Source organism: Enterobacter sp. WCHEn045836 (assembly GCF_003965585.1).
Lineage (GTDB): Bacteria > Pseudomonadota > Gammaproteobacteria > Enterobacterales > Enterobacteriaceae > Enterobacter > Enterobacter dissolvens.
The window spans coordinates 60,384-75,604 of record NZ_RXPT01000019.1 but is presented as its reverse complement, the minus strand read 5'-3'; the positions used below and the strand labels follow the sequence as shown (position 1 = coordinate 75,604).

Genomic DNA, 15,221 nt, shown 5'->3' with positions numbered 1-15,221 from the left:
TTAACGTTGAGAGGCTGCTACAGGTTTAAGATGTGAGTTATTACTTTTTAATGCTGAAGTCGCGAGCGACATAAGCCCGGAAATATTATTTTCATTTGGTATATTCCCACCAAACACCATAAGTGTGATTTTGTGAAGCTCTTCAAAATCATCACTGTCATTATTAAAACGTGCAGTAGAAGTAATTCCTTCTAGACATTTAGCTAATTGAATATTCAGTTCCATCAGCTGCAATCCGTCGCTATGGACAGAGAATGTTTCTTTATCTATAGCGTTTGCCTGAGCATGATAATTTTGCAACAGGCTGCGTATGAGAGTGGCGTATTTAGTTTTCATGATAAAACCCAATGATATTTAGTTTACTAACGAGCACTTTTATCTGTCGTGAATAAACGGTTCTTCCAGTCATGCCATTCAGGCGGTGCAATCTGAGCCAAATGTGCTGCATATGCATCCCACTCTCCCCGATGAATATAAATCTCCCCACCTTTCTTCGATGGGTTTAAAGGGTCTTTCATTCGGATCACCGGCAATTTTCCAGCCATAGCCATTTTGCGAATCGCGGCAGGCGTTTTGCCTATATATGACGCAAAAAGCTCTGGCGTTATCAGGTCTGAAAGTGCGTTTTCTGCTGGCTCCTTCATCTGTGGTATCCTCCGTTAGTTTGGGTTCCTGGGGCGCTTTAAGGCGTCCTAGGGTTTATCTATCAAGGTTGTAACGCTACAACCAAAGAATAGTCGTAAGGTTAGCACCATGTCAAGAAATTATGCTGAGAAGCTCCGCCTAATAAGGAAAGCTGAAGGATTAACTCAGGCCACATTTGCAGAACTAACGGGGATATCTATTAGCACAATAAAATCGTATGAAACTGGGCATCAAACCGCGAGGGCAGAGACGGTTGAAAAAGTAATAAGCACTCAACCTTTTGAAAAATACACACTTTGGCTCATGACAGATAAAACAGCACCAATTGCGGGGCAGGTATCCCCGACTCTCTCCCCTGATGGGCACGACAACACAACCTCACCCCGTTCCACCCGGAAAACTGGTTAAATATCTGGTTTTTCTATGCGTTAGCGCAAAATTTACATAATGATTCATACATCGGAGGGCTTCGCTATGTCGATTAAGAAGCTTGATGATGGTCGTTTTGAAGTGGACGTTAGACCGCGCGGAACTTCAGGAAGAAGGATCCGACGCAAATTTGACAGGAAGGCGGAAGCACAGGCGTACGAGCGGTACGTACTGACAAACTTTCACGATAAAGAATGGCAGGACAAACCTGCGGACAGAAGACTTGTTTCAGAGTTGATTTCGTTATGGTGGAGCTACCACGGGAAGAACCACAATTACGGCGATTCATACAGAAAACGCCTGGAAAAAATCAATCGTGAAATGGGTGAACCGCGCGTGTACGAGCTGACCCGCAACTTTTTGATGAAGTATCGCGCTGACAGGTTACATAGCGGAGTATCAGCTGGAACGGCTAACAGAGATTTCTGCGTTATATCCAGCATGTTTACACTCCTGATTGATATGGAAGAGTTCCATCACGATAACCCCTTCCATAACGTACGCAAGCTACGGCTGGAAAATACAGAAATGGCCTTTCTGTCAGAAGAGGAAACACAAGCGCTTCTGAGTTCCAGTGAACTTACCGATGATGATCGCCGTGTTGTTGTTCTTAGCCTCAACACCGGGGCAAGGTGGGGAGAGGCCAGCAAGCTGGATGGCAGGAATGTGATCAAGAACAGAGTTAACTTTGTGAAGACAAAAACCGGACCAGCCCGCACCGTTCCGATATCTCAGGAAGTTGCCGATTACATTCTGACACGGAAATCCGGGAAGCTGTTTGATACGAGTTATGACCGCGTGCGCAAGGTGCTGCGTAAAATTAAGCCAGACCTGCCGAAAGGCCAGGCTGTTCATGTTTTTCGCCACACGTTTGCCACCCACTTCATGATTAATGGCGGCAACATAATCACTCTGCAAAGGATTCTGGGGCATACAAAAATTGAACAGACAATGGTATATGCGCACTTTGCGCCCGACTATCTGACTGATGCCATACGCTTTAACCCTATGCGTGGGCGCGTCCACATAATGTCCACCGACTAGGTCATTTTAGGGTGTATTAGGCACTATAAGGCGCTCGTAACGTATTGATCCTACGTTGAGCGCCTTATCTGACAGCCCCTTTTAACGCACCTTCGGGCGCGTTTTTTATTGACAGGGTGAAAACAGTACAGGTACTTTAAGGTTATCAACCACAGGATGATTTCATGAAACTGACGCCGTTCTTCTTCGCATTCTTTTTTACCTTCCCCTGAACGGGAGGCGTTTCGTCGTGTGATAAAGAATGCGAAGACGAACAAAAAGGCCTCCCACTCCGGGAGGCCTTTTTTATTGATAACGATAAAACGAGACAGACAACACTATGACACCGGAAAACCCGTTACTGGATTTGCGAGTAAAAATCAGCGCACTGGATGAAAAATTACTGGCACTTCTGGCTGAACGCCGCGCGCTCGCCATCGAAGTGGGTAAAGCCAAACTGGACTCGCATCGTCCGGTACGTGATATTGACCGCGAACGCGATCTGCTGGAACGTCTGATTCAACTCGGTAAAGCACATCACCTTGATGCTCATTACATCACCCGTTTGTTCCAGCTCATCATCGAAGATTCCGTTCTGACCCAGCAAGCGCTTTTGCAGCAGCATCTGAATAAAACCAACCCGCACTCTGCCCGCATCGCGTTTCTTGGCCCTAAAGGCTCTTATTCCCATCTGGCTGCCCGCCAGTACGCTGCACGCCATTTTGAAGAGTTTATTGAAAGCGGCTGTGCGAAGTTCGCCGATATTTTCAATCAGGTGGAAACCGGTCAGGCGGATTACGCCGTCGTACCGATTGAAAACACCAGCTCCGGTGCCATTAACGACGTCTACGATTTGCTGCAACACACCAGCCTGTCGCTGGTGGGTGAGCTGACGATCCCTATCGATCACTGCGTGCTGGTCTCTGGCTCTACCGATTTGAGCACCATCGAGACGGTCTACAGCCATCCGCAGCCATTCCAGCAGTGCAGCCAGTTCCTGAATCACTACCCGAACTGGAAAATTGAGTACACCGAAAGCACCTCAGCGGCGATGGAAAAAGTCGCCCAGGCGAACTCCCCTACTGTCGCGGCGCTGGGCAGCGAAGCGGGCGGTGCGCTGTATGGTCTTCAGGTTCTGGAACGCAATCTGGCAAACCAGACGCAAAACATCACCCGCTTCATCGTACTGGCGCGTAAAGCCATCAATGTCTCTGATCAGGTGCCAGCCAAAACCACCCTGTTGATGGCAACCGGGCAGCAGGCAGGGGCGCTGGTTGAAGCGCTACTGGTACTGCGTAACCACAATCTGATCATGACCCGCCTTGAATCACGCCCGATTCACGGCAATCCGTGGGAAGAGATGTTCTATCTCGACATTCAGGCCAACCTGGAATCGCCATCCATGCAGAAAGCCCTGCGTGAACTGGGTGAAATCACCCGTTCAATGAAAGTGCTGGGCTGTTATCCGAGCGAAAACGTGGTTCCTGTCGACCCGGCCTAACGTTCGATAAAGCGGCTTTTCTTCATCCCTGCCACATTCACCGGCAGGGTGAAGATAGCGCCGGAGAGCGGATACTTCGCCACCTCCTCCGCATCCATATTTTCCCGCGTGGTGGTAATAAACAGTGTTTTCATATCATCGCCGCCAAAACAGACCATCGTCGGGCAACGTACCGGCATGCGGTACTCTTCCAGTTGCTCCCCTTGCGGAGAAAAACGCGCAATACGCCAGCCGTCAAACAGCGCACTCCAGTAGCAGCCTTCCACATCCATCGCGGCACCGTCCGGTATCCCTTCGCCGTCTTTAAACTGGCGGAATACCTCACGTTTACCGGGTTCCCCCTGCTCATCCAGCGGGGTACGGTAGATAACGCCGTTTGGTGTATCAGAAGTAAACATCCACCGATGGTCGGGGCTGAATGCCAGACCATTGTGGCCATGAATGTCGCACTGGATAACTTTTGGCGTCAAATCGTTATCAATGCGCATCAACAGCGCCCCGTTGTAATCACCCGGCGCCCAGAAGGTACCGGCGTAAAACCGGCCCCTATGATCGGTTCCCCCGTCATTGAAACGCGCAAGCTGCGGATTCGACGGGTTATCACAGACTTTACGCTGCAGCAGACCGTGTTTATCGGAAAGCCAGATGCCGCTTCGCATCGCGACGATAAAACCGCCGCGTTCGCGCAGGGCGAAACACCCCACCTCTTCATGGAAAGAGAGCACGGTGTGTTCCGCCGTGGGTAAATGATAACGGTGGATCTCACCTTCAAGAATATCCGCCCAGTAAAGCGCATTTTCCTCTGCACTCCACGTCGGGCATTCGGGCAGATGCCCGGTGTAGTTCAACAGCAGCTGCGGTTCGGCCATGACAGTTCCCCAAAATGAAAAAAGCCAGCAATGCTGGCTTTCAGTATATACATCATCGCATTACTGGCGACTGTCATTTGCCTGACGCAACAGCGTGCGGCTCTCGCTCTGGAAACGTTGTGCGTAATCGCCAAACCAGTGCTCAACCTTACGGAAACTGTCGATAAACGCCTGCTTGTCTCCGTGTTCCAGCAGCGTGATGGCTTCGCCAAATCGCTGGTAGTAACGCTTAATCAGGGCCAGGTTGTTCTCAGACGACATAATAATGTCGGCGTAAAGCTGGGGATCCTGAGCAAACAGACGCCCGACCATCGCCAGCTCCAGACGATAGATTGGCGAAGAGAGTGCCAGTAACTGCTCAAGCTGCACATTCTCTTCCGCCAGATGCAGCCCATAGGCAAAGGTTGCAAAGTGGCGCAGCGCCTGAATGAACGCCATGTTCTGATCGTGTTCAACCGCGCTGATGCGGTGCAGCCGCGCGCCCCAAACCTGAATCTGTTCCAGGAACCACTGATAGGCTTCCGGCTGACGACCATCACAGTAGACCACCACCTGTTTCGCCAGGCTGCCGCTGTCCGGGCCAAACATAGGATGCAGCCCCAACACCGGCCCTGTGTGCGCGGCAAGCATTGCCTGCAGCGGGCCATTTTTCACGGACGCTAAGTCCACCAGGATGCAATCTGCCGGCAGCGGAGGAAGCTTCGCAATGATCTGCTCCGTCACGTGAATCGGCACGCTGACGATGACCATTCCGGCATCTTTCATCAGCTCTGGCGCATTTGCCCAGTCCTCTTTTTCCAGAATGCGCACCTGATAGCCAGACAGGGTCAGCATTTTTTCAAACAGCCGCCCCATCTGCCCTGCCCCGCCCACAATCACGACCGGGCGCAGGGACGGACACAGGGTCTTGAAGCCTTTATCATTTTCGCTGGAGTAGGACTCCCGCATCACACGACGCAGGACATCTTCAATCAAATCCGGCGAGACGCCCAGTATCTGGGCCTCTTTACGACGGGAAGCCAGCATGGAGGCCTCGCGCTCCGGAACGTAAATCGGCAGGCCATATTTGCTTTTGACCTCACCGACCTCGGCAACCAGCGCCATGCGACGCGCTAACAGATCCAGCAGCGCCTTATCCACTTCATCAATTTGATCGCGTAATGCGGTCAATTCAGCAACCATACCTAACCTCTTAAGCCAGACGCGTCGCCAGCTGGCCGTTTAAATCTTTGTGGATCTCACGCAGCAGCGCATCGGTGGTTTCCCAGCTGATGCAGGCATCCGTCACGGATACACCGTGCTTCATTGCGCTGCGCGGTTGTTCAGATGATTGATTGCCTTCATGAATATTGCTCTCAATCATCAGACCGATAATAGAACGGTTGCCGTCTTTGATCTGCGCGACCACCGATTCCGCCACCGCAGGCTGACGACGGTAATCTTTATTCGAATTACCATGACTGCAATCTACCATCAGTGCCGGACGCAGTCCCGCCTGCTCCATCTCTTTTTCACACTGTGCCACATCTGCCGGGCTGTAGTTCGGCGCTTTACCGCCGCGAAGGATCACATGGCCGTCCGGATTACCCTGCGTCTGCAGGAGACAAACCTGGCCCGCCTGGTTAATACCCACAAAGCGGTGCGGCATCGCCGCGGCGCGCATGGCGTTGATCGCCGTGGCAAGGCTACCGTCGGTCCCGTTTTTAAAACCCACCGGCATCGACAGACCAGACGCCATTTCACGGTGGGTTTGTGATTCCGTGGTACGCGCACCAATCGCAGACCAGCTAAACAGATCGCCCAGGTACTGCGGGCTGTTCGGATCCAGCGCTTCGGTTGCCAGCGGCAGCCCCATGCTGACCAGCTCCACCAGCAGGCGACGTGCAATCTTCAGACCGGCTTCCACATCAAACGAGCCATCCATGTGCGGATCGTTAATCAACCCTTTCCAGCCAACGGTGGTACGTGGCTTCTCAAAATAGACGCGCATCACCAGGTAGAGGCTATCGCTGACCTCCTCCGCTAATGCTTTAAATCGACGAGCGTATTCAATGGCGGTCTCAGGATCGTGAATGGAGCAAGGACCACATACCACCAGCAGGCGCGGATCGCGGCCAGCGATAATGTCAGAAATGGTCTGGCGCGAGTGCTCAATTTGAGCCTCCTGCGCGACACTCAGCGGGAACTCCGCTTTCAGTTGATCCGGAGTAATCAAAACCTGTTCGTCAGTGATATGTACGTTGTTCAGCGCGTCTTTTTGCATGATGGCGATCCTGTAAAGCTCGTTTGCGATAGTTGTTTTCCTCGAAGAGGTGAAACAACGATACCACAACAAGTAAAGATTTCAATCCAAAATACGTACACTTTACTTTACAAAAGCCATTTTACTGCAAAAATCAGCCGTTGAAATCGTAAAGATAAAATTACAGTCATATTTTCTTTGGCCAGGCTATGCTGAAGAAAAAAGGAGAATGGCTATGCGTTCAATCGCTCTTATGCTGTTGTCGCTGTGTTTATCGGGCTGCCAGATCAATCCTTACACCTTCCAGCCCGACTGGACCAGTCCCAGTTGGTTCGACGCGGGTAAAGAAGACGCCATGAATGGCCTGCCGGTTAAAGATAATCAGACGCTGGCCGATAGTTTTAACGACCCGCATGTTGATCGTAGTAAATATCTTCGTGGCTACGCCGACGGTCAGAAGAAAGTGTGTGAAGAAGGATTTATTCACGCCTGGGGATTAGCAGGCAAATCTTTCCCTGCCAGTTGTGATACCGCCGAAAATGCAGCAAAGCTTCATGAATCATGGCAACAAGGAATGGATGAAAGTATGCGCGCCAGCAGGCTAAATTAAGCCGGTTCTCTGTGCCGGAATAGAGTCACTGTAGGATTTAGCTTAGGTCGAACGCAGGATATTTCTGACATAATGACGGCTTTGATAAACAATGGTATTCTGCCGACAACTCTTAAGGACATCTATTTCCAGAGCGGTGTGGCGGATTCTGGTGAGAAATTCATTCTTGATCTCTTTGTTCCGACTCACTCTGGTGCTAATGCTGTTCTTTATGGTGGGCCCAGCGACGGCAGGCACGTTCACAGAAACCGATAAATCGGTGCGTTCGATTGTGTCGGGTATTGTGAGCTACACCCGATGGCCGTCACTTTCCGGGCAACCTAAACTCTGTGTTTATGCCTCATCTCACTACACGCAAGCACTTAGCCGTGAAGAGGGGCAAAGCGAGTTACCTTATACTCCCGTTATTGTGCATAACGATCAGGAAGCCCTGTCCGCGACGTGCGATGCTATTTATTTCGGGACTGAATCGCCGGCAAAACAACTTGAATTAATAAGCCAGTATCAGGGCAGAGCATTGCTATTAATCTCAGAGCAGAATCCGGAATGTGTTATTGGCAGTGCATTTTGCCTGATAATCGATCACAACCAGGTCAGATTTTCCGTCAATCTGGATGCATTAACGCGCAGTGGTGTACGCGTCAATCCGGATGTATTAATGCTCGCACGGAATAAGCAGCATGGATAAAGAATTCACTTCAACACCACGTCCAACGTTTAAAAGCACGTTACGACGAATCAGCATGATAAGCGTCATCATCACCATGACGTTAATTTGGCTGCTGCTCTGTTTTGCTTCCGTGGTGACATTAAAGCAATACGCGCAAAAAAACCTCGAATTAACCGGCGCAACAATGAGCCACAGCCTTGAAGCCTCACTGGTCTTTAACGATGCGCTGGCAGCCAACGAAACGCTTGCGACCTTGGGTAAACAGGGCCAGTTTGCCGTAGCTGAGGTTATCAACGTACATAAAAAGCGATTTGCTTACTGGTCCTGGAACCCGGAGGATAATAACGACACGCTGGGCGCGCTGGTTAGTCGCTGGCTGTTCCCCAATCCGGTTGCACAGCCCATCATGCATAACGGCAATGCGATCGGCGAAATCCGCCTCACCGCGCGCGACAATCTGATCAGTCATTTCATCTGGCTGTCGTTCGCCGTTCTCACCGGCTGTATTCTTTTTGCTACCGCCGTTGCGCTCACGATTACCCACTCCCTGCACCAGGGCATGGTGACGGCGTTGCAAAATATCACCGACGTCGTTCATGACGTACGCACCAACCGCAACTTCTCCCGCCGGGTGAAGGATGGCCGTATCGAAGAATTCCACCAGTTCGGCGAGGACTTCAACAGCCTGCTGGATGAGATGGAAGAGTGGCAGCTGAAGCTGCAGGCCAAAAACGCCCAACTGCTGCGTACCGCCATGCACGATCCGCTGACCGGCCTTGCCAATCGGGCTGCGTTTCGTAGCAGCATCGCGGCATTAATGAACGATACCTCCGCGAAAACCAACTCTGCCCTTCTGTTCCTCGACGGCGATAATTTCAAGTTTATTAATGACACCTGGGGACATGCGGCAGGCGATTGCGTGCTGATTGAAGTCGCCAGCAGGATGGTCGAATTTGGCGATAAGCGTCATCAGTCATACCGCCTTGGCGGTGACGAGTTTGCGATGGTGCTGTACGGCGTTCAGTCTGCCGCAGAGGTTCAACAGATTTGTGCTGCGCTGTCGCAGCAGTTTATGCGCCCGTTCGATCTGCATAACGGGCAGACAGCAACGATGTCACTTAGCATTGGCTTTGCTCTGGCGTGGGAAAGTGCCTCTGTGGAAGCATTACTGGAGCAAGCCGACCGCAACATGTACCAGGATAAAAACCAGCGTACAAAAGCAATAACTTAGAAAGGATACGATATGTTAAAGCGATACTTCGCGCCGTTATTTCTCGCTTCGATAGTGCTGGCAGGTTGCCAGTCACCGCCTGAAGGTAAATTCACCCCTGAGCAAATTGCGGCGATGAAGTCATACGGTTTTAACGAGCTGAATGGCGACTGGTCTCTGGGCCTGTCAGATACAATCCTGTTTGATAAAAATGACGCCAGACTGCGCCCGGAAAGTGAAGCGCAGATCCGCACCATGGCATCTCGTCTGGCGGCTACCGGCCTGAAACACGCGCGCATGGATGGCCACACCGATAATTACGGTGAAGAGAGCTACAACGAAGCGCTGTCGTTAAAACGTGCCAATGCAGTGGCTGACGTCTGGGCCAAAGGCGCCAATATCCCGCGCAGCAACCTCACCACGCAGGGATTAGGTAAAAAATATCCGGTTTCCAGCAACAGTACGGCGCAAGGGCGTGCTGAAAACCGTCGGGTCGCGGTGGTCATCAGCACGCCATAGCCTTATTTAACGGATGATTGTGCGAGCGACACGCCGGCTGCCGCTCGCCAGCGCAGCCAGTCGACCAGAATAAACAGCGCCAGGCTCGCGCCCATCACCGGCAATGCCAGCCCCAGCACTACGCTGACCACCACCGTGACGACTTTTCCCCATCCCGGGAGCGCCAGCCAGCTCTGACAAAGCGTCTGAAGCGGATCCGCCGTCGATTGCGCCGGGCGACGCATCCACCACATCCGGTATCCCCAGACAATCAGCACACACAGCGCCAGGCCAAATGCGATAAGCAGCAACTGGTTCGCCAGGCCGAACAAGATCCCCATATGGAAATCCACGCCCCAGCGGGTCAGCTTTGCCATTAGCGGGAAATTCTCAAAGCGGGTTCTGTCCAGAATTTGCATGGAATTCGGATCCACCGCAACGGCATCCACCTGGGTCGGCCAGCTGCGGTCAATTTCCGTCACGGTCCATGCCTGGTCAGCGCTTTTCGCCGGGCGGATTTCGAGTTTATTAGCATCAATCCCTGCCCGACGGGCAGCGTGCAATACGCCATCAAACCGGGTCAGATCTATCGTCACGTCGGGCATCATCATGCCACCATGATGTCCGCGATGTTCAGCGTGTTCATCCATCGTGACGGGGGCACCCGAAAGCGTGGTGTTCACCTGTGGGGTTAGCCAGTTCATCTGCGCACGAAGTTTATCCACGTTGCCGCCCGCCCACTGAGACCACGTCAGGCCCGTCGCAGAGAACAGCAACATTCCCCCCAGCAGCACCCAGCCCAGCGTGACATGCAGGCGACGCCGGTTCTGAAAACGATTGTTGATCCGACGTTTTGGCCGGGTATAAAACCACAGCGCAATCCCGCCCAGCGCGGCGACCCACATCCACGAGGCGGCCAGCTCGCTGTAGATCCGACCAACGTTACCCAGCATCAGTGACGTATGCAGATAATCAATGGTCTGGCGTAACGGTAAAATTCCGCTGGTACCATACACCGTCATATCGCCACGCACCGCAAGAGTGACGGGATCGATAAAAACAGCGCGGGTTTCCGATGGGCCAAGCGACGGGTCGGCAAACATCACACGGGTGGTTTCACCCGCAACCAGGCCAGGACGCACGGCGTGTAAACGCAGACTGGTGCCGATGGTTTTTTCCGCCACGGCGATCTGCTCCGCCAGCGGTTGTAGTTCCCCCACCGAATCCGTGTGGAGCGCGTGCCGGTACAGAATATTTTCCAGCTGCGGTGTCGCCACGTACAGCGTACCGGTCAGCGCGGCGAAGAAGATAAACGGGCCGACAAACAGCCCGACATAGAAATGGAGTCGACGCAGCAGGTTTCCCCATGCCGCGCGCGGAGTGCAGGTAGTCATACTTTTCCTTTTTAAGGCAAAAAGTTATCGATATTTTTTAAAGGGAAAAAGCAGACTGCCGCGGCGGCGCGCGGGTATCGGGATAAAGCCAGGGGAAAAAATGCCAGTGGCTGACCGCCTGACGCGGCTTCTTCACACGCAGCCTGTGCAGCACGACACTGAGCAGCACAATCAGCGCAAGTATCATGCCCGGCACGTGGGCTAATAGCACGCAGTAGCCACAGGCTTCCGCATGGTCAACCGGCATGCTGTGCGGCATATCGCCGTGGTGCTCATCCATCGACATCATGCTCATGTCATGGTGCATCCCCGGCATGGCACTCATGGGATCTTTTTGCAGCGAGACGGAGATAAGCGGAGCGATCACGATCAGCAGGATCGCAAACAGCGCGGTCAATGCCGCTGCGCGTTTCCAGTTATGCTGATGCAGTACGTTAATCACTTACCCTCCACGGAAGAGGCCAGCATTGTAAATGATTTATGACGAAAGGGTTAACACGAGAGATGCGATGGGATAAAAAAAGGGCCAGCCTTTCGGCCAGCCCTTTCTAACAGGATGTCGCTTAAGCGAATCTTAGTTCAGACGCTCTTTAATACGAGCAGACTTACCAGTACGCTCACGCAGGTAGTACAGTTTAGCTTTACGTACAGCACCACGACGTTTAACAGCAATGCTGTCAACTACCGGAGAGTGAGTCTGGAAGACACGCTCAACGCCTTCGCCGTTGGAAATTTTACGAACAGTGAATGCAGAGTGCAGACCGCGGTTACGAATAGCGATAACCACGCCCTCGAATGCCTGCAGACGTTTTTTGGAACCTTCAACAACCCATACTTTCACTTCCACGGTGTCACCTGGACGGAAGGAAGGTACGTCCTGCTTCATCTGCTCTTGTTCAAGTTGCTTAATAATGTTGCTCATAATTTAATCTCTTATCCTGGGTAAACTGATATTCGGGAGCGTATTACGCATTCCCATCATGTTCATGCTGCTGGTGCGCGTGTTCAGTTTTGAACTCGGCCAGCAACTTTGCTTGCTCTTCAGTCAGAGCCAGGTTTTCCAGAAGTTCAGGTCTTCTAAGCCAGGTTCGGCCCAGCGACTGCTTCAAACGCCAGCGACGTATCTCAGCATGGTTTCCAGACAGTAACACTGCCGGGACTTCCATCCCTTCTAACACTTCAGGACGGGTATAGTGTGGACAGTCCAGCAACCCATCGGCAAAGGAATCTTCCGTTGCCGAAGCTTCATGGCCCAGTACTCCCGGAATGAACCGGGCGACGGAGTCAATCAGCGTCATCGCTGGTAACTCACCACCGCTGAGAACGTAATCGCCGATAGACCATTCTTCGTCAATCTCGGTTTGAATTACGCGCTCATCTATCCCTTCGTAGCGACCACAGACCAGAATCAGTTTTTGATTCGTCGCCAGTTCGCTGACGCCCGCTTGATCAAGCTTGCGTCCCTGAGGTGACAGATAAATCACCTTTGCGCCTTCACCTGCCGCGGCTTTTGCTGTGTGAATGGCGTCCCGTAAGGGTTGCACCATCATTAGCATCCCCGGTCCGCCGCCGTAAGGACGATCGTCCACGGTACGGTGCCGGTCATGCGTGAAGTCACGAGGACTCCAGCTCTGGATGCTCAGCAGGCCATTCTTTACTGCCCGGCCAGTTACCCCGTAATCGGTAATCGCGCGGAACATTTCAGGAAACAGGCTAATTATGCCAATCCACATAGCGCCGTCTTTTACCGTTTATCCGGAGAATTTAAAAACCAGGATCCCAATCTACTTCAATCGTTTGAGTAGCGAGATCGACTTTCTTGATAACCTGTCCATCGAGGAACGGAACCAACCGCTCCTTGATGCCAAATGCATCTTTCAGGTTTGCCTTAATGACGAGAACGTCATTGGACCCGGTTTCCATCATGTCGATGACTTTCCCCAGGCTGTAGCCTTCAGTGGTGACTACCTGGCAACCCATAAGGTCTTTCCAGTAATAGTCGCCTTCTTCAAGCTCCGGCAACTGCGACGAATCCACGACAATTTCACAATTAGTCAGCGCATTCGCGGCATCACGATCGTCAACGCCTTTCAGCTTGATGATGATGTCCTGATTGTGGTGACGCCAGCTTTCCAGCTCGACCTCTTCCCACTTACCGGCTTTCTGGATAAACCAGGGCTGGTAATTAAAAATGCTATCAGCGTCTTCAGTGGAGGAAAACACTCTGAGCCAACCACGGATACCGTAGCAAGAACCCATTTTGCCCAATACGATCGGTTCAACAGGTGCTTTATTGCTCATCATGACCACCGTGACAGATTAAGCTGCTTTGTTTGCTGCTTTGATCAGCGTAGCAACGCGATCGGAAACAGTCGCGCCCTGGCCAACCCAGTGAGCGATACGATCCAGATCCAGACGAGTTTCTTCTTCTGCGCCAGCGGCCAGTGGGTTGAAGAAACCAACGCGCTCGATGAAGCGACCGTTGCGTGCATTACGGCTGTCAGTCACAACAACCTGGTAGAACGGACGCTTTTTAGCGCCGTGACGTGCTAAACGAATAGTTACCATAACATCCTCTTGTGTGAATAAAACAACCGGGCCCCATCGAGGAACGGAGCCCGGGTGTCATATTAAAAGCCCGAAAATTTTACTGATTTCTGGGGAAAATGCAATCAGCATCTTGATACTGAGCATTAAACACGATTTATCGGCCAGGGAATCCTGGCGGCATCATCCCTTTCATGCCACGCATCATCTTGGCCATGCCGCCCTTCTTCATTTTCTTCATCATGCGCTGCATGTCGTCGAACTGTTTCAGAAGGCGGTTAACGTCCTGCACCTGCATGCCGCAACCGGCTGCGATACGGCGCTTACGGGAACCTTTGATGATGTCAGGGTTAGCACGCTCTTTGAGGGTCATCGAGTTGATGATCGCCTCCATACGCACCAGCACCTTGTCATCCATCTGCGCTTTTACGTTGTCTGGGATTTGGCCCATGCCCGGCAGTTTGCCCATCAGGCTTGCCATGCCGCCCATGTTTTTCATCTGACGCAGCTGCTCAAGGAAGTCGGTCAGATCGAAACCGTCGCCTTTTTTCAGCTTGCTGGCCAGCTTCTCGGCCTGGGCGCGGTCAACTTTACTCTCGATATCTTCAATCAGCGACAGCACGTCACCCATGCCGAGGATACGGGAGGCAATACGGTCCGGGTGGAACGGCTCCAGCGCTTCGGTTTTTTCGCCCACGCCGAGGAACTTGATCGGCTTACCGGTGATATGACGAATAGAAAGCGCCGCACCGCCGCGGGCGTCACCGTCCACTTTGGTCAACACCACGCCGGTTAACGGCAGGGCTTCGTTGAACGCTTTCGCGGTGTTCGCCGCATCCTGACCGGTCATGGCGTCAACCACAAACAGGGTCTCTACCGGGTTGATAGAGGCATGCACCTGTTTGATTTCGTCCATCATCGCTTCATCAACGTGCAGACGACCGGCGGTATCCACCAGCAGCACGTCGTAGAATTTAAGCTTCGCTTCTTTCAGCGCGGCATTGACGATGTCGACAGGTTTCTGGGCCACGTCGGACGGGAAGAAATCGACGCCAACCTGCTGCGCCAGGGTCTCCAGCTGTTTGATTGCCGCCGGGCGATAAACGTCCGCAGAAACCACCAGCACCTTTTTCTTGTGCTTCTCGCGCAGGAATTTACCCAGCTTACCGACGCTGGTGGTTTTACCCGCACCCTGCAGACCTGCCATCAACACAACGGCCGGAGGCTGAGCCGCCAGGTTCAGAACCTGGTTCTCTTCGCCCATCGCCGAAACCAGTTCGTTACGAACGATTTTGACGAACTCCTGACCCGGGGTCAGGCTCTTGTTAACTTCATGACCAACCGCCTTCTCTTTAACGCGGTTGATAAAATCACGAACAACCGGCAACGCGACGTCTGCTTCCAGCAGCGCCATGCGCACTTCGCGCAGCGTTTCCTTGATGTTGTCTTCGGTAAGGCGTCCGCGGCCGCTGATGTTGCGCAGCGTGCGCGACAAACGATCGGTTAAATTATCAAACATTGTCTCTCGCCTGAGTAGAAACGTTGGGCCGCCATGAGCGACACATACACAGAATTTTGCCGGA

The 15,221-nt window shown here is 52.5% G+C and carries 20 protein-coding genes and 1 other annotated feature; of the genes, 8 read left to right on the top strand and 12 right to left on the bottom strand.

Annotation, left to right across the window (positions count from 1 at the left end):
* Positions 1-336 carry a hypothetical protein gene (locus EKN38_RS21195; RefSeq protein ID WP_126522598.1) on the bottom strand — a complete coding sequence of 112 codons (336 nt, stop codon included), beginning with the start codon at positions 334-336 and terminating at the stop codon, positions 1-3.
* Between the two features lie 26 nt (positions 337-362).
* Complete coding sequence (locus EKN38_RS21190; RefSeq protein WP_126522595.1) at positions 363-644, bottom strand: Cox family DNA-binding protein; 282 nt, start codon at positions 642-644, stop codon at positions 363-365.
* A 109-nt stretch (positions 645-753) separates the two neighbouring features.
* Here EKN38_RS21190 and EKN38_RS21185 point away from each other — a divergent pair, with 109 nt between their 5' ends.
* From EKN38_RS21185 to pheA, 4 genes are all read left to right on the top strand, one after another.
* On the top strand, positions 754-1,053 hold the full coding sequence (locus EKN38_RS21185) for a helix-turn-helix transcriptional regulator (protein WP_126522593.1): 300 nt from the start codon (positions 754-756) through the stop codon (positions 1,051-1,053).
* Between the two features lie 66 nt (positions 1,054-1,119).
* Positions 1,120-2,118 carry a tyrosine-type recombinase/integrase gene (locus EKN38_RS21180; RefSeq protein WP_185812853.1) on the top strand — a complete coding sequence of 333 codons (999 nt, stop codon included), beginning with the start codon at positions 1,120-1,122 and terminating at the stop codon, positions 2,116-2,118.
* Between the two features lie 163 nt (positions 2,119-2,281).
* Positions 2,282-2,407: a sequence feature (Phe leader region), on the top strand.
* Entirely contained in the window at positions 2,283-2,330 is a 48-nt protein-coding gene (gene pheL, locus EKN38_RS21175; RefSeq protein WP_100249759.1) for a pheA operon leader peptide PheL, read from the top strand. It overlaps the preceding feature by 48 nt.
* A 30-nt stretch (positions 2,408-2,437) precedes the next feature.
* Positions 2,438-3,598 carry a bifunctional chorismate mutase/prephenate dehydratase gene (gene pheA / locus EKN38_RS21170; RefSeq protein ID WP_014832939.1) on the top strand — a complete coding sequence of 387 codons (1,161 nt, stop codon included), beginning with the start codon at positions 2,438-2,440 and terminating at the stop codon, positions 3,596-3,598.
* Here pheA and EKN38_RS21165 read toward each other — a convergent pair.
* Genes EKN38_RS21165 through aroF form a run of 3 tightly spaced genes read right to left on the bottom strand, consistent with a single transcriptional unit; the run spans position 3,595 to position 6,730 of the window.
* Positions 3,595-4,467, bottom strand: a complete 873-nt coding sequence (locus tag EKN38_RS21165) for an SMP-30/gluconolactonase/LRE family protein (protein ID WP_014832940.1) — start codon at positions 4,465-4,467, stop codon at positions 3,595-3,597. The genes pheA and EKN38_RS21165 overlap by 4 nt on opposite strands.
* Positions 4,468-4,527: 60 nt before the next feature.
* Positions 4,528-5,649: a bifunctional chorismate mutase/prephenate dehydrogenase gene (gene tyrA / locus EKN38_RS21160; protein ID WP_014832941.1), complete on the bottom strand. Its 1,122-nt coding sequence runs from the start codon at positions 5,647-5,649 to the stop codon at positions 4,528-4,530.
* A 10-nt stretch (positions 5,650-5,659) separates the two neighbouring features.
* Complete coding sequence (gene aroF, locus EKN38_RS21155) at positions 5,660-6,730, bottom strand: 3-deoxy-7-phosphoheptulonate synthase AroF (protein WP_014832942.1); 1,071 nt, start codon at positions 6,728-6,730, stop codon at positions 5,660-5,662.
* A 214-nt stretch (positions 6,731-6,944) separates the two neighbouring features.
* Between aroF and EKN38_RS21150 the strand changes: the two genes are divergently transcribed.
* The 4 genes from EKN38_RS21150 (at position 6,945) to EKN38_RS21135 (ending at position 9,718) form a co-directional block, all read left to right on the top strand.
* Positions 6,945-7,319 carry a DUF2799 domain-containing protein gene (locus EKN38_RS21150; RefSeq protein ID WP_126522587.1) on the top strand — a complete coding sequence of 125 codons (375 nt, stop codon included), beginning with the start codon at positions 6,945-6,947 and terminating at the stop codon, positions 7,317-7,319.
* Between the two features lie 199 nt (positions 7,320-7,518).
* A complete protein-coding gene (locus EKN38_RS21145; RefSeq protein ID WP_074163165.1) occupies positions 7,519-8,007 on the top strand; it encodes a YfiR family protein in 489 nt (162 codons plus the stop codon).
* Positions 8,000-9,220, top strand: coding sequence for a diguanylate cyclase DgcN (gene dgcN, locus EKN38_RS21140; RefSeq protein WP_014832945.1), 1,221 nt, complete (start codon positions 8,000-8,002; stop codon positions 9,218-9,220). The genes EKN38_RS21145 and dgcN overlap by 8 nt, the downstream gene beginning before the upstream one ends.
* A gap of 12 nt (positions 9,221-9,232) precedes the next feature.
* Positions 9,233-9,718, top strand: coding sequence for an OmpA family protein (locus EKN38_RS21135; RefSeq protein WP_014832946.1), 486 nt, complete (start codon positions 9,233-9,235; stop codon positions 9,716-9,718).
* A 2-nt stretch (positions 9,719-9,720) separates the two neighbouring features.
* Here EKN38_RS21135 and EKN38_RS21130 read toward each other — a convergent pair whose 3' ends face one another.
* The 7 genes from EKN38_RS21130 to ffh form a co-directional block, all read right to left on the bottom strand.
* Complete coding sequence (locus EKN38_RS21130; protein WP_014832947.1) at positions 9,721-11,091, bottom strand: PepSY-associated TM helix domain-containing protein; 1,371 nt, start codon at positions 11,089-11,091, stop codon at positions 9,721-9,723.
* Positions 11,092-11,128: 37 nt separating this feature from the next.
* Positions 11,129-11,533, bottom strand: coding sequence for a DUF2946 domain-containing protein (locus EKN38_RS21125; RefSeq protein ID WP_014832948.1), 405 nt, complete (start codon positions 11,531-11,533; stop codon positions 11,129-11,131).
* Positions 11,534-11,665: 132 nt separating this feature from the next.
* Complete coding sequence (rplS, locus tag EKN38_RS21120) at positions 11,666-12,013, bottom strand: 50S ribosomal protein L19 (protein WP_002914145.1); 348 nt, start codon at positions 12,011-12,013, stop codon at positions 11,666-11,668.
* 43 nt (positions 12,014-12,056) lie between these two features.
* Positions 12,057-12,824: a tRNA (guanosine(37)-N1)-methyltransferase TrmD gene (gene trmD, locus EKN38_RS21115; RefSeq protein WP_014832949.1), complete on the bottom strand. Its 768-nt coding sequence runs from the start codon at positions 12,822-12,824 to the stop codon at positions 12,057-12,059.
* Positions 12,825-12,855: 31 nt separating this feature from the next.
* Entirely contained in the window at positions 12,856-13,395 is a 540-nt protein-coding gene (gene rimM, locus EKN38_RS21110) for a ribosome maturation factor RimM (protein ID WP_043951682.1), read from the bottom strand.
* A gap of 15 nt (positions 13,396-13,410) precedes the next feature.
* Positions 13,411-13,659, bottom strand: a complete 249-nt coding sequence (rpsP, locus tag EKN38_RS21105; RefSeq protein ID WP_003863133.1) for a 30S ribosomal protein S16 — start codon at positions 13,657-13,659, stop codon at positions 13,411-13,413.
* A 136-nt stretch (positions 13,660-13,795) separates the two neighbouring features.
* A complete protein-coding gene (gene ffh, locus EKN38_RS21100) occupies positions 13,796-15,157 on the bottom strand; it encodes a signal recognition particle protein (protein WP_013098351.1) in 1,362 nt (453 codons plus the stop codon).
* Between the last annotated feature and the right edge of the window lie 64 nt (positions 15,158-15,221).